General features: G+C 65.4%; 11 protein-coding genes. 6 read left to right on the forward strand and 5 right to left on the reverse strand.

What is annotated here, in order from left to right; genetic code table 11:
• Nucleotides 1–20 precede the first annotated feature (20 nt).
• Both AC24YW_RS34960 and AC24YW_RS34965 read right to left on the reverse strand, forming a co-directional pair.
• Nucleotides 21–788, reverse strand: coding sequence for a glucose 1-dehydrogenase (locus AC24YW_RS34960; RefSeq protein ID WP_487486962.1), 768 nt, complete (start codon nucleotides 786–788; stop codon nucleotides 21–23).
• A 12-nt stretch (nucleotides 789–800) separates the two neighbouring features.
• Nucleotides 801–2,000: a mandelate racemase/muconate lactonizing enzyme family protein gene (locus AC24YW_RS34965; RefSeq protein WP_487486963.1), complete on the reverse strand. Its 1,200-nt coding sequence runs from the start codon at nucleotides 1,998–2,000 to the stop codon at nucleotides 801–803.
• A gap of 177 nt (nucleotides 2,001–2,177) precedes the next feature.
• Between AC24YW_RS34965 and AC24YW_RS34970 the strand changes: the two genes are divergently transcribed.
• Both AC24YW_RS34970 and AC24YW_RS34975 read left to right on the forward strand, forming a co-directional pair.
• Nucleotides 2,178–2,945, forward strand: a complete 768-nt coding sequence (locus tag AC24YW_RS34970; RefSeq protein ID WP_487486964.1) for a GntR family transcriptional regulator — start codon at nucleotides 2,178–2,180, stop codon at nucleotides 2,943–2,945.
• Nucleotides 2,946–2,972: 27 nt separating this feature from the next.
• Nucleotides 2,973–4,337 carry an MFS transporter gene (locus AC24YW_RS34975; RefSeq protein WP_487486965.1) on the forward strand — a complete coding sequence of 455 codons (1,365 nt, stop codon included), beginning with the start codon at nucleotides 2,973–2,975 and terminating at the stop codon, nucleotides 4,335–4,337.
• Nucleotides 4,338–4,395: 58 nt separating this feature from the next.
• Here the strand turns inward: AC24YW_RS34975 and AC24YW_RS34980 are convergent, their stop codons facing one another.
• From AC24YW_RS34980 to AC24YW_RS34990, 3 genes are all read right to left on the reverse strand, one after another.
• Nucleotides 4,396–5,646: an arsenic transporter gene (locus tag AC24YW_RS34980; RefSeq protein ID WP_487486966.1), complete on the reverse strand. Its 1,251-nt coding sequence runs from the start codon at nucleotides 5,644–5,646 to the stop codon at nucleotides 4,396–4,398.
• 25 nt (nucleotides 5,647–5,671) lie between these two features.
• Complete coding sequence (locus tag AC24YW_RS34985; protein WP_487486967.1) at nucleotides 5,672–6,946, reverse strand: MFS transporter; 1,275 nt, start codon at nucleotides 6,944–6,946, stop codon at nucleotides 5,672–5,674.
• A 143-nt stretch (nucleotides 6,947–7,089) separates the two neighbouring features.
• Nucleotides 7,090–9,567, reverse strand: coding sequence for a hybrid sensor histidine kinase/response regulator (locus AC24YW_RS34990; RefSeq protein ID WP_487486968.1), 2,478 nt, complete (start codon nucleotides 9,565–9,567; stop codon nucleotides 7,090–7,092).
• Between the two features lie 217 nt (nucleotides 9,568–9,784).
• On the opposite strand from AC24YW_RS34990, the gene AC24YW_RS34995 reads away from it, so the two are divergent.
• The 4 genes from AC24YW_RS34995 to AC24YW_RS35010 all read left to right on the forward strand — a co-directional run bounded on the left by AC24YW_RS34995 (nucleotide 9,785) and on the right by AC24YW_RS35010 (nucleotide 14,434).
• Nucleotides 9,785–10,855, forward strand: coding sequence for a zinc-binding metallopeptidase family protein (locus AC24YW_RS34995; RefSeq protein WP_487486969.1), 1,071 nt, complete (start codon nucleotides 9,785–9,787; stop codon nucleotides 10,853–10,855).
• 179 nt (nucleotides 10,856–11,034) lie between these two features.
• The gene (locus AC24YW_RS35000) at nucleotides 11,035–13,050 is read left to right on the forward strand and encodes an acetyl-CoA carboxylase biotin carboxylase subunit (protein ID WP_487486970.1); all 2,016 of its coding nucleotides are present in this window, start codon (nucleotides 11,035–11,037) and stop codon (nucleotides 13,048–13,050) included.
• 221 nt (nucleotides 13,051–13,271) lie between these two features.
• On the forward strand, nucleotides 13,272–14,138 hold the full coding sequence (locus AC24YW_RS35005) for an isocitrate lyase/PEP mutase family protein (protein WP_487486971.1): 867 nt from the start codon (nucleotides 13,272–13,274) through the stop codon (nucleotides 14,136–14,138).
• Nucleotides 14,135–14,434, forward strand: coding sequence for an acylphosphatase (locus tag AC24YW_RS35010; protein WP_487486972.1), 300 nt, complete (start codon nucleotides 14,135–14,137; stop codon nucleotides 14,432–14,434). Before AC24YW_RS35005 ends, AC24YW_RS35010 begins: the two co-directional genes overlap by 4 nt.
• The last annotated feature ends 47 nt before the right edge of the window (nucleotides 14,435–14,481 follow it).

Raw genomic sequence — 14,481 nt, forward strand, 5'->3', positions numbered from 1 at the left:
CTCCTTCGCTGTCTAGGCGGTCACATCGCGGCGATCATGCCGCCATCGACGTAGATGATCTGGCCGTTGACGTAGGTCGAGGCATCCGAGCCGAGGAAGATCGCGGCGCCCACCAGCTCATCCGGCTTGCCCCAGCGCTTGGAGGGGATGCGGCTCATCAGCCAGGTGTTGAAATCGGCGTTGTTGACCAGCGCCTCGTTCATGTCGGTCAGCATGTAGCCCGGGCCGATCGCATTGGCCTGGATGCCGTGCTGGGCCCATTCCACCGCCATCGAACGGGTCAGGTTCTTGATGCCGCCCTTGGCCGCGGTGTAGGGCGCAATGGTGGGGCGGGCGAGTTCGCTGCCGAGCGAGCCGATATTGATGATCTTGCCGCGCTTGCGCGGAATCATGCGCTTGGCCGCCTCGCGGCCGATCACGAAGGCGCTGGTGAGGTTGGTCTCGATCACCTTGCGCCACTCGTCGGTGGTGAACTCCACCAGCGGCTTGCGATGCTGGATGCCGGCATTGTTGACGAGGATGTCGACCGCAAGCCCCTCGCGGTCGAAGCGCTCGAAGGCGGCGACGATGGCGGCCTCGTCGGTGACGTCAAAGGCGGCGCCTTCGGCCTGATGGCCAGCGGCGCGAAACTCGGCGACGGCCTGCTCGACGCGCTTGGGATCGACGCCGTTGATGATGATCTTCGCGCCGGCCTTGGCCATGCCCTCGGCGATGGCGCGGCCGAGACCACGGGAGGAGCCGGTCACGAGCGCGGTGCGGCCGGAGAGATCGAAGAGGGACGTGCTCATCTCAAGAATTCCTCAGACGTTGGAGCGGCGCACGATGAGATCGGTGCGCTCGAAGACGGCAGGCAGGAGGTCGACGCCCAGGCCGGGGCCTTCCATCGGGAAGACGTAGCCGTCCTTGATGGTGGGCATCGTGGTGACGAGCTCATTGTACCAGCCCTTGTAGAAGGCGCGCACGGATTCCTGGATCAGGGTGTTGGGCTGGCTGAACGACATGTGGATGGCGGCGATGAAGCCGATCGGGCCAATGCAGTCATGAGGAGCAAAAGGCCGGTGATAGGTCTCGGCCATGGCCGCGATCTTCCGGCCTTCGGTGAGACCGCCGGTCCAGCACAGATCGGCCATCACCACATGCATGGCGTCGCGGTCGAGCATGTCCTTGTAGGGGAAGCGCGAGCCCAGCGTCTCGCTGGCGCAGACCCAGACGTCGGTCGAGCGGGCGTATTCGGCCAGCGCCTGCGGCGAGTTCATCCGGATGGGGTCCTCGTACCAGGTCGGCTTGTAGGGCTCGAGCGCACGGGCGATCTGCTTGGCGGTCGGCAGATTCCAGAGCGAATGGAGCTCGACCATGATCTCCATCTTGTCGCCGACGGCCTTGCGGATCTTCTCGAACGGCTCGATCGCCTGCTTCATCTGCGCGGCGGTGATGTAGAGGCCCTTGTTCTCCTGCGCGGCGGGATCGAATGGCCAGATCTTCATCGCCGAGATGCCGCTTTCGAGCAGGCTTTCGGCGAGCGCATCGGCGTGGTTCATGAAGCCGTCGAGATCTTCATAGGGCCCCTTGGAAGCGCCGAGATTCCAATTGGCCACCGGGCTGATATTGGTCGAGCGCACATATTGCGTGCCGGCGCAGGTGTTGTAGATGCGCTGCTTGTCGCGGCAGAGGCCGCCGAGCATCTGGTGCACCGGCTGGCCGCAGACCTTGCCGAACAGATCCCACAGCGCGATGTCGATCGCTGACGCCGCACGATATTCGACGCCGGTCGAGGACTGCGCCATCGGCAGGTTCAGCATGTCGCGATGGATCGCTTCGATGTGCAGGGGATTGCGGCCGAGCAGGCGGCCGGCAAAGGTGTCGTGGATCTGCGCTTCGACCGCGCCGGCGCCATAGAAGGTTTCGCCGAGACCGATCAGACCGGTGTCGGTGTGGATGCGGACCCAGATGACGTTGGAAAATTCCTCGGTGCGCAATGTCTCGATCGACGTGATCTTCACGGCAATTATCCTCCCATCGAAAGGCGCTTCGCGCCCGACGTCTCATTTTGCGCTGCAACATGTTGCAAGGCGTGCCGACGTCTTACGCTCGCTTGTAATATATCACAACATGTTTTAAGGATGCCACAAAGAGGCGCGCCATTCTGCAACGAGAGCGCGGGTTGACGGGAGGACGACATGGCACGACGCAAGCGCGCGCTCGAGGTGGTCAAAGACGAGGATGACGGCGGAGGCCGGCGTTCGCGTAGCAACCGACTCAACTTCTTCGAGTTGGCCTATCAAAGGATCGAAGAGCTCCTGGTTCATTGCGAGCTCAAGCCCGGCCAGTTCATGACCATGCTGGAATTGCAGCAAATCACGGGTTTCGGCCGCACGCCGGTGCACCACGCCGTCAACCGTCTCTCCGCCGACACTCTCATCATCATCCGGCCGCGTCATGGCCTCACCATCGCGCCGATCGATCTGGCGCGCGAACGCATGCTGCTCGGACTGCGCCGCGACATGGAGCGTTTTGTCATTCGCCTCGCGGCGGATCGCGCCAGTCTTTCCCACCGCAATCAGGCCTTGCACATCGAGCGGTTGCTGCGCGAACGTCGCGCCACTTTGACACTCGACGAGTTCAACAGCCTCGATCGCCGCATCGACGCGCTGGTGCTGGAGGCTGCCGGCGAGCCGTTCCTGGTGCACACGCTGCGGCCGCTGCACACGCTGTATCGGCGCATCGGCTACATCCACCATCGCTTCATGCCGGGGCAGGCGGATCTGTCAGGCACGATCGATCATCATCTCGCCATTCTTGCAGCCATCGCCAACCGCCGCGTCGAGGACGCAGTGAAGGCGAGCGATGCACTGATCGACTACATGGGCGAGATGTTCTCAGGCATGGAGGCGGGGATCGACCCGCGCCTGCTCGATTGCAGCATCGAGCCGCTGCTCGGGGCGTAGAGAGTTTCGAAGAGAGGACCAAGAAGAATGTCAACGATGGCGATGCCACAAGCGACCGCGAGCGAAGCCGCGGTCCGCTACCTCATCACGAATTACAGTCCCAAGGGCAACAAGGTCGGCTGGCTGATGATGGCCTCCATCCTGGTCGAGGCCTGGGACCTCTATTCGATCGCCTTCGTGCTAATCTTCATCAAGGAGCAGTACAATCCCGATCCGCTGATGCTCGGCCTCGCCGCCGCGGGCACGCAAGGCGGCGCGCTGATCGGCGCGCTGCTCGGCGGCTGGCTGTCCGACAAGATCGGCCGCCGCGTGATGTTCCTGGTGACAATGGTGCTGTTCATCGTGCTGGCGCTGGCGCAGGCCTTCGTGCCCAGCGTCGGCTGGCTCGTCGTCATCCGCTTCCTGCTCGGCATTCCGCTCGGCTCAGACATCTCGACCGGCTACACCTACATCATGGAATCCATGGCCAAAGGCGAGCGCGAGGTCATGGGCAACCGCTGGCAGTTCATGTTCGCCGTCGGTGAAGTGCTCACCATCGGCGTCATCGTGATCTTCCTGCTGATCGACATGAACCACGAGATGCTGTGGCGCGTGACGCTCGGTCTCGGTGCGGTGCCGGCGCTGATCATCCTGATCATGCGTCACGACGTGCCGGAGACGGCGGTGTGGCTGGTGCAAAAGGGCCGCTACCGCGAGGCCAAGCAGGTTGCGCGCGAGATGTTCAACGACAACCTCGACATGCTGCCGGATCGGGACGTGGAGGTGCCGAAGACCAGCACGCGCGCATTCCTCGCCGACCTCAGGAAGGACCCGATTCGCTGGCGCGCCACACTCTATGGCTGGATCGCCTGTTTCGCCCAGGCGAGCGAGTTCTCGACCTTCGCGTTCTATCTGCCGGTACTGTTCGTGATGGTCGGCGTCTCGAGCGTGCTCGGCATCAATGTGGTGACGATGGCGCTGTTTTCCTTCGCGGCGCTGTCCGGATGGGTCGGGCCGCTGCTGACGCCGAAGATCGGCCATCGCGGCATCTCCATCGCGGGCTTCTCCATCGTGCTGGTATCGCTGCTGGTCGCCGCGTTCGCGCTCTATACCGACAACAAGATGCTGCTGCCGTTCGCCGCGGCCGGCATGCTGTGGGGCCATTATTGGGATGCGTCGAACTGCATGACCATCCCGACCATGGTTGCCCGTCCGCAATATCGCGGCACCGCCAGCGGCTTCGCCTACATGTTCGTGAAGCTGCCGTCGTTCCTGGCGATCTTCCTGTTCCCGACGGTATTTGCCGCGATCGGGCAGGCGAATGCCACGCTGATGGTCGCGATCTTCCCGCTGATTGGCCTGCTTGCCGCGATCTTCATCCTGCCGGAAGTCTACGGCTACGAGAACGACTGACGAAGTGATTCCCGGTCGCGGCCATCGCCGCGATCGGGAGAATTTCGTTTCGCCGCGCTTACATGATTGCGGCCGCCAAGGCCGCAATCAAAGCGGGTGGGGTCACCACGAGGCCGAGCTTGAGGAACGGCCAGGCCCCGACCTCGATCTTCTCGCGCCGGAGCGCGACCAGCCAGAGGATGGTGGCGAGCGAGCCGGTGACCGACAGATTGGGGCCGAGATCGACGCCGATCAAGATGGCGCTGACCACGGGCGCGGGCAGATGATCGCTGGCGGCGACCGAGCCGGCGACGAGCCCGACCGGAAGGTTGTTGGCGATATTGTCGGCGAGCGCGGTGGCAATACCGACGCTCCAGGCGGCCTTCGGTACGGACTGCGCCACCGCCTGGTGCAGCAGCGCGCTGAGCTGCGCGATCACGCCGGTCTTCACCAGCGCTTCGACCATGACGAAGAGCCCGCCGACCAGCGGCAGCACGCTCCAGGAGACGCCGCGCAGCACCGGCAAGGGCGATTGCCGGTTGATCAGCAGCACGATCGCAGCAGTCGCCACGCCGCAGATGAAGGTCGGCAGACCCAGCTGCCTGTCCAGCGCTGACGCGGTGACCAGCACGACGCCGATCGCGACGATGCCGATGGCCGTGAGCTTGCCGCCGCGGCCGAGCTTGGGGTGCGGCACGCTGCGCGCGATCGTCTCTTCCTTCAGCGTGCGGTGCTGGGTCAGGCGCAGCACGATGTAGGTCAGCAGGATCGACGCCGCCGAGGGCAAGGCGAACAGGCGCAGCCATTCCGTCAGGTGCGGCATGCGGGCGCCGAACACGACGAGATTAGCAGGGTTGGAGATCGGCAGCACGAAGCTCGCGGCATTGGCGATGAAGGCGCAGACGAACAGATAAGGCAGCGGCTTCGCGCCGGCCGCGCGAGTCGCGGCATAGACGGCCGGCGTCAGTACGATCGCGGTGGCATCGTTGGAGAGCAGCACGGTCACGAGCGTGCCGACGATGTAGATCAGCAGGAACAGCCGCTGCGGCGAGCCGCGTGCGTATTCCACCGCGAGGGCGGCGAGGTAATCGAACAGGCCTTCGAGTCGCGCCAGCTCGGCGATCAGCATCATGCCGATCAGGAAGAGATAGACGTCGACGCCCTTCTCGATGCCGACAAGCGCGTCCCGCCACGGCAGCAAGCCTGACAGCACCAGGGCACTCGCGCCGATAGCGGCCCATATCGCCTCGGGCAGGGACAAGGGCCGGATGATGACGCCAGCGGTCGCGACGGCGATGATGCTCCAGGCCCAGATGGCGTCAGACGGCACGGTCAGTCCTTGAGGTGAAGTGAATTCATTCGGCAGCGATAGCGGATGCCGGCGCTGCTGTCTTCTCCTGTGGGCGCAAGGCGCCATGTCGTGCCTCAGGCAAGGCGAGCAAGCAGATGATGGCGCCGACCGCGGCGACGATGCCGAGGGTGATGAACGCCGCGCTATAGCCCGCGCCGACCACGACAAAACCGGCCAGCGTCGTCGACAGCGCCGCGCCAATGCTCTGGGCGGTGATGACGGCGCCTTGCGCGAGGTTGAAGCGACCCGTCTTGCGCGTGAGATCGGCGACGATGACGGGGAAGATGGCGCCGAAGATGCCCGCGCCGACGCCGTCGAGCAGTTGCACGCCGACCAGCCAGACCGGATGGTCGGAGAATGTGTAGAGTGCGCCCCGGATCGGGAGGATCAACAGCGCTGCGAGGAAGAATCGCTTGTGGCCCCAGCGATCGGCCCTGGCTCCGACAAGCAGGGCAAACGGCACCATCACCAATTGCGCGGCGACGATGCAGGCCGACATCAGGCTGGTGCCCATGTTCTTGTCCTGCAGCGCCAGCTTCTGACCGACCAGCGGCAGCATCGCCGCGTTGGAGAGGTGGAAGAGCAGGACACAGACCGCAAAGACGAGCAGGGGACGGCAGGTCAGGAGCACGGCGAGGCCCGACGGCGTGGCCCGCCGTGCAGCCGTGTCCGCATCGTGCAGCCCGCGGGCCAGATCGTGATCGATGGCGCGAGCGGGGATCGCGAGGATACTGAGGAGGCTGGCGATCGCCATTGCACCGAGAAGATAGAAGACGACGGCCGGCCCGAACCAATAGGCGGAGACGCCCGCCAGTGCGGCGGCGACGGCATTGCCGGCGTGGTTGAAGGTCTCGTTGCGGCCGATCCGTCGGGTGAAGGCAGCATGGCCGAAGATACCGAGGGAGACGGCGGCAATCGCGGGTGGAAAGACCACCGCAGCCGCCTGCGCCGTGCCTTGCGAGATCGCGACCGGCAGGAAGCTCGGAAACAATGGCAGTGACAGGGATGCCAGCGTCACCATCACCGCGGCAATGACCATCACGAGCCGCTTTGCCCGCGTGCCGTCGACCAGCGCTCCGGCAGGGGTCTGGGCCAAGATGCCGGCGATGGTCGCGATCGACATCACGAGGCCGATGCGGGCCTCGTCCCAGTGCTGCTCGGTGAGAAGATAGACGGCCAGATAAGGGCCGAGGCCGTCGCGGACATCAGCCAGGAAGAAATTGGCCGCATCCAGCGCGCGGCCGGCCCGCCTTGCCTGATCGGGGTTTTCGCTGGACATCGGTTTCTCGATCGAGGCTGGAAGCGCCGCGGCAAGAACCGGCTTCGGGGCGGCAATGTTCCCAACTCGGAGCTTCACGTCTGTTGGAGGGGACGGCGGCATCGCGGTGACGGGATATGTGGAGACCTCGCGAAACCCCACACTCACCGCGCCAGCGATAATTTCTCCATGATCGCCTTGCGCAGGATGCGCGATAGCGATTCTACCGAATAGGGCTTCTGGATCAGCTCGAAGCCGTGGTGGGCGTTTTCGGCGAGCACGTTGCTGTAGCCGGAGGTGAGCACCACGGGCAGGCCAGGATAGCGCTCGCGGATGATGCCGGCGAGCTCGACGCCGTTCATGCCAGGCATGATGACGTCGGAGAACACGAGGTCGACGGCAAATTCATTCTCGCCGAGTATCGACAGCGCAGCGTTGGCATTGGCGACGCGGCGGACGACATAGCCGAGATCCTCCAGGAGCTCGGTCGAGAAGCGGCCGACCTCGTCGTCGTCCTCGACCACGAGCACGCGATAGCCACGCCCGGTCGTGGCCGCCTCGTGGCTCAGCGCCGCGGCTTCCTTTTCCGTGGCGGGGCTCTGCGCCTGCGGCAGGTAGATGGTGAAGGTGGCACCTTCACCTTGCGTGCTCGTCACCGCAATGTCGCCCTCGGACTGCTTTGCGAAGCCGAAGGCCTGGCTGAGCCCGAGGCCGGTGCCCTTGCCGACCTCCTTGGTGGTGAAGAACGGCTCGAAGATGGAGTCGAGATGTTCCGGCGCGATGCCACTGCCGGTGTCGGCGACGGAGATCGCGACATAGTTGCCGCGGCGCGCCGATTGTGCGCGCAGGGTCGGAATCCCTGCGACCTTGCGCACGGCGATGGTGAGGCGGCCTTCGCCGTCCATGGCATCGCGGGCGTTGATGGCGAGGTTGATCAGCGCGGTTTCGAACTGGGCGACGTCTGCCACCGTGAAGCAATCGGCATCCTGAACCTCCACGGCGATCTCGATGCGGGCGCCGACCAGTGGCCGCACCAGTTGCGCCACGGCCTCGACCTGGCTGCCGACGTTGAAGATCTGCGGCTTCAAAGGCTGCCGGCGCGCAAACGCCAGGAGTTGCGCGGTTAGCTTGGAGGCACGCTCCACCGTGTCGGAGATGGCATCGACATAGCGGCGGCGGCGTTCCTCCGGCAGCTCGCGCCGGCGCAGGAAGTCGGTCGCGGAGCGGATGATGGTGAGGAGGTTGTTGAAGTCGTGCGCGACGCCGCCGGTGAGCTGGCCGATCGCCTCCATCTTCTGCGACTGCCGCAGCGCTTCCTCGCCGCGGCGTCGCTCGGTGATGTCGACCGCCTCGGGCACCGCGCCGGTGATGTTGCCCTGGCGGTCGAGCACGGGGCGCATGCCGAAGTCGAAATCGCGCTCGCCGACGGGCAGGCGCAGGCGCATCTCCAGCCGCACGGGTTCGCCTTTGAGCACCGTCGCGAAGGCCTCGCGCACGGCGGCACTCATACCGTCCGTGCCGGTGAACCAGGGCGTGTCCCAGAACGGCTTTCCGATCACGTCCGCGGAATTCGCCTTGATGCCGGCGAGCGCGGTCTTGTTGGCGTAGACCAACTCGCCCTCGAGATTGACCAGGCCCTGATACTGATTGCTGGTCTCCAGGATTGCACGCAGCCGCGCCTCGTTGGCTTCGAGCTCGGCGGTGCGCTCGGCGATGCGCTCTTCCAGCGTCTCGTTCAGCCGCCTGAGCTCGATCTCGGCCTGCTTGGCGACGGTGATGTCGTGGGCTACGCCGATGAAGCCGATATGCCTGCCCGTGGGATCCCAGCGCGGCTGCGATTCCGATCGGAGCCAGCGCCATTCGCCGCCGGCGTTCTTGTAGCGCGCTTCCAGCACGAAGGGTTTGAGGGACGCTTCGCCCTGCACGGATTGCTGCAGCACGTGCGGCAGGTCGTCGGGATGCAGCACCTTGCGCCAATCGAAGTCGATGGCCTGATCGTAGGGCAGGCCGACGAAATCGACATAGGCCTGGTTGGCGAAGGACCGCTTGCGGTCGAGCTTGGTGACCCAGATCGGCACCGGCGCGCTGTCGGCGATCAGCCGGAAGCGCTCCTCGCTTTCGCGCAGCGTCTCGCGCGCCAGCGCCTGATCGGTGATGTCGATATGAGCGCCGACGAGCCGGATGGCGCGGCCGTCCCTGTCGCGCTCGATCTTGGCGACCACCCGGATCCAGCGCGTCTCGCCGTCGCTGGGGCGGATGATGCGGTATTCGGCGCTATAATCCTCGCTCGCTCCGGCGAGAGCGTCGAAGAAATGCCTGACGGTGGCGTCGCGGTCGTCGGGATGGATACGGTTGACCCAGGCCTCGTGCGACTCCTCGGCGGCTTCCGGCGGAAGGCCGTGGATCATCAGATATTCGGGCGAACGGCGGTTCTTGAAGCCTTCGCGGAAATCGACCTCGACGCCACCGACCTTGCCGATGCGCTGGATGCGCGCCAGCTCGGCCTCGCGCTCCTGCAGCGCGCGATAGGCGTTGTCGCGCTCGCGCGCGACGTCTTCGAGGTGCTGGCGCAGCCTTTCGGCGGCGGTGGTCTCGGGCAAGGGATCGTTCAAGGCATCGGCCGTTGTCATGCAGGTGCGCACGTGCCGGACCGATATTCACACAGACGGAACGTGATGGCCATTGTTTAGAAGGGCAGGTGGTGCCGGGAAATGGGGGCGCGGGCCTAAATGCGGAGAAATGCGGGGTGGCAACGTCCGGTCTAGCAATTTGTTCCGGTTACTGGAACGATCGGCTGATTGAGGCGTCGTCGCGAGGCGCCAGCTCTTTCATAACTTCCTTTCCCCAAGAGGCTAAATCTTGAAGCTGTTTGTCTGCCAGGCCTGCGGCAACGTCCTCTATTTCGAGAACCGCGTCTGCGAACGCTGTGGCCATCGGGTCGCGTTCCTGCCGGAGAAGGAGACGATGTCGGCAATCGAGGCCGACGGAGAGGCCTGGAGCATCCTCGCCGACAAGGGCGAGAGCCGGATGCTGTGCCGGAATGCCGAGTACGACGCCTGCAACTGGCTGACCGACACCGGCGATAGCAGCGGCTATTGCCGCGCCTGCCGCCACAACGGGACCGTGCCGAACCTCTCCGATCCGGCGCAGCTCGCCGGCTGGCGCGAGCTGGAGGTGGCCAAGCACCGTCTGTTCTATTCCCTGATCCGCTGGAAGCTGCCGCTCCAGACCCGCCAGGACAATCCCGAGCACGGCCTGATCTTCAATTTTCTCGCCGACGATCCGCAGAGCGGCGAGAAGGTCATGACCGGCCACGACAACGGCCTCATCACGATCGCGCTGACCGAGGCCGACGACATCGAGCGCGAGCGGCGCCGGCTCGAGATGGGCGAGCCGTACCGGACGCTGCTTGGGCATTTCCGCCACGAGGTCGGGCACTATTTCTGGGACGTGCTGGTGCGCGATGGCGGCAAGCTCGACCAGTGCCGCGCGGTCTTCGGCGACGATAGCGTCGATTACGGCCAGGCCCTGCAGCGCCATTATGCCGAGGGCGCGCCGCCGGACTGGCAGCAGAACTACGTCTCAGCCTATGCCACCACGCATCCCTGGGAGGATTTTGCCGAGACCTGGGCGCATTACCTCCACATCGTCGATGCCCTTGAAATGGCCGCCGAGTTCGGCATGGAGGTGCGTCCCAAGGTCGACCGCGACGGGGAGCTGACGGCGCGCATCCGCTTCAATCCGTACGAGGCCAGGGATGTCGAGGCGCTGGTCAACGCATGGCTGCCCTTTACCTTCGCCATGAACAGCGTCAACCGCGCCATGGGCCTGCGCGACCTCTATCCCTTCATCCTGTCGCCCGCGGTGGTCGGCAAATTGGGCTTCATTCATGACCTGGTTCGGGACACGGCCAAGGCCGGAAAGCCCTAGGGATGCCGCACGGCGGGCGCGCCGAGCCCATTTCGGTCTTGCGCTGGCACGCCAAAGGCGGCCCGATTTAGACCGTTGCCTCCGGCCCATTTTGATGTACCACGGGAGCCACACGGCCCCTCCCAAAGGCCCCAACGGCCAGGGAAGGGTCCCGCCCAAGGTCGAGACTCAAGAAAAGCATGTTCAAACGCATTCTGATCGCCAATCGCGGCGAAATCGCCTGCCGGGTCATCAAGACTGCCCGCAAGATGGGAATTCAGACGGTCGCGGTCTATTCCGAGGCCGACCGCGATGCCCTCCATGTCGAGATGGCCGACGAGGCGGTGCTGATCGGCCCGCCGGCCGCGGCCGAGAGCTACCTGGTGATCGAGAAGATCGTGGAGGCCTGCCGCAAGACGGGCGCGGAGGCCGTGCATCCCGGCTACGGCTTCCTGTCCGAGCGCGAGGCGTTTCCGCGGGCGCTGGAAGCCGCGGGCATCGTTTTCATCGGCCCGAATCCCGGCGCGATCGCCGCAATGGGCGACAAGATCGAGTCCAAGAAGGCCGCCGCAAAAGCAAAAGTCTCGACCGTGCCAGGCTATCTCGGCGTCATCGAGGACGACAAGCACGCGGTGCGGATCGCCGACGAGATCGGCTATCCCGTCATGATCAAGGCCTCCGCGGGCGGCGGCGGCAAGGGCATGCGCATCGCCCATTCGAGAGGAGAGGTCGCCGAGGGTTTCAACCTCGCCAAGGCGGAGGCCAAGGCCTCGTTCGGCGACGACCGCGTCTTCGTCGAGAAGTTCATCGTTGATCCCCGTCACATCGAGATCCAGGTGCTGGGCGACAAGCACGGCAACGTGATCTATCTCGGCGAGCGCGAATGCTCGATCCAGCGCCGCAACCAGAAGGTCATCGAGGAAGCGCCGTCGCCGCTGCTGGACGAGGCGACGCGCCGCAAGATGGGCGAGCAGGCGGTCGCGCTGGCCAAGGCCGTGAACTACGATTCCGCCGGCACGGTCGAGTTCGTCGCAGGGCAGGACAAGAGCTTCTACTTCCTGGAGATGAACACGCGTCTCCAGGTCGAGCATCCCGTGACCGAGCTCGTCACCGGCGTCGACCTCGTCGAACAGATGATCCGCGTCGCGAGCGGCGAGAAGCTCGCCATCGCGCAGAAGGACGTCACGCTGACGGGCTGGGCGGTGGAATCGCGCCTCTACGCCGAAGATCCGTTCCGCAACTTCCTGCCCTCGATCGGGCGCCTGGTGAAATATCGCCCGCCGGCGGAGGCCAGCCGCGACGGCATCACCATCCGCAACGATACCGGCGTCCAGGAGGGCGGCGAGATCTCGATCCATTACGATCCGATGATCGCCAAGCTCGTCACCCATGCGCCGTCGCGCGCGGCCGCGATCGAGGCGCAGGCGACTGCACTCGACTCGTTCTATGTCGACGGTATCCGCCACAACATCCCGTTCCTGTCGGCGCTGATGCACCATCCGCGCTGGCGCGAAGGGCGGCTCTCGACCGGCTTCATCGCCGAGGAATTCCCCAAGGGTTTTGCGGTGCGCGTGCCCGAAGGCGAGGTCGCGCGTCGCATCGCCGCGGTCGGCGCCGCGATCGATCACGTGCTGGGTGCGCGCAAGCGGCAGATCTCCGGCCAGATGGGCGGCCGCGTCGTGCTGCGCGAGCGGCGTCGTGCGGTCTGGCTCGACCGCCAGGAGATCCTGCTCGAGGTTGCGCGCGAAGGCGAGGCGATCGCGATCCGCTTCATCGACGCCGACGGCAAGGCCGGCAACACGCATCTGTTGCAGTCGCCGTGGAAGCCGGGCGATCCGGTCTGGCAGGGCACCATCGACGGTCAGTTCGTGGCCGTGCAGGCCCGCCCGATCGCCAACGGCGTTCGTCTCGCGCATCAGGGCGTCGAGGTGCCGGTTTATGTCTGGACCGAGGCGGAAGCGGCCTCCGCACGGCTGATGCCGGTGACGACGGCCTCCGACAGCGGCAAGAAGCTGCTCTGCCCGATGCCGGGTCTCGTCGTCTCGATCGCGGTGAGCGAGGGGCAGGAGGTCAAGGCCGGCGAGACGCTGGCGGTGGTCGAAGCCATGAAGATGCAGAACGTGCTGCGTGCCGAGCAGGACGGAACCGTGAAGAAGATCCACGCCAGCGCCGGCGCGACGCTTGCGGTGGACGCGCTGATCCTGGAGTTTGCGTAAGTCGGCCCATTCTCGTGTCCCGGACGCGATGCAACGCCTTAGCGTTGCTTCGCAGAGCCGGGACCCAGATCATCGATGCATCACTCAGCAGCATGGGCCCCGGCTCTGCAGCGCATCGCCGAAGGGCGCTGCGCTGCGTCCGGGGCACCAGAGTGCCATATTTCCGTCGCTCGCAATGACGGAGTATGTTGCGGCTGCGTCGCAACAATTGGGAGGCAACCATGGCCTTTCGTTCCCGCCGCGAGAAACTGCGATCGATCCTGTCGGGCGGGACGTGCGTCCATCCCGGCTCGGTCTATGATGCGATCTCGATCCGCATTGCCGAGGATCTCGGCTTTCCGCTCGGCATGTTCGGCGGATCGGTGGCCTCGCTCGCCGTGCTCGGCGATCCCGATGTCACGCTGATCACGCTCACCGAGCTTGCCGAGCAGATGCGGCGGATGTCGCGGGCCTCGGCGCTGCCGGTGCTCGTCGACGCCGATCACGGCTATGGCAATGCACTGAACGTGCGCCGCACGGTGCAGGAACTGGAGACGGCGGGCGCGGCCGGCCTGACCATTGAGGATACGTTGCTGCCGGCCGCATTCGGTGAGACGAAGGCGCAACTGATCTCGCTGGAGGAAGGCGTCGGCAAGATGAAGGCGGCGCTCGGCGGCCGCAGCGATCCCTCGCTGGTGATCATGGGCCGCACGGGCGCAGCCGCGATCACCTCGATCGAGGATGCGGTGCGCCGCGCCCAGGCTTACGAGGCTGCCGGCGTCGACGCGCTGTTTTTCACCGGCATCAAGTCGCGCGCCGAGCTCGAGGCCATCGTCTCCGCCACGCGCCTGCCGATCGTGCTCGGCGGCGCGTCGGAGGAATTGAGCGGGCTCGACTATCTCGGGGGTCAGCGCGTGCGCATCGCGCTGCAGGGCCATGCGCCGATCGCCGCCGCGACGCAAGCCGTCTACGAAACGCAGAAGGCGTTGCGCGAGGGAATGGCGCCGAAAAGCCTCAAGGGCCTGGCATCATCGGAGCTGATGGCCCGCGTTACGCGCGAGGCCGCCGTCAAGGCGCGCAGCGCCGATTTGCTCGGATCGAAGACATGAGCCGGGCGATTCTCCAGGTCATGATCCGCGGCCGCGTGCAGGGCGTCGGTTATCGAGCCTGGGTGGAGTCGCAGGCCACCGCGTATGGCCTCGAAGGCTGGGTCCGCAACCGCCGCGATGGCGGCGTGGAAGCGCTGTTTGCTGGCGTGCCGACGCACGTCGCCGACATGGTCGCGCTGTGCCGCCACGGCCCGCCGTCCTCGCGTGTCGACAGTGTCACCAGCGAGACGGCAAGCGTGGATGAGCTGAATATGCGCAGGGCAGGGGAAGCCTTTTCGGTGCTGCCGACGGTGTGAGAGCCAAGCTCTTCGCCGAGCCAGCAGTGCGCTCCCTCGCCCCGTTC

It is taken from the genome of Bradyrhizobium sp. USDA3516 (assembly GCF_057651995.1).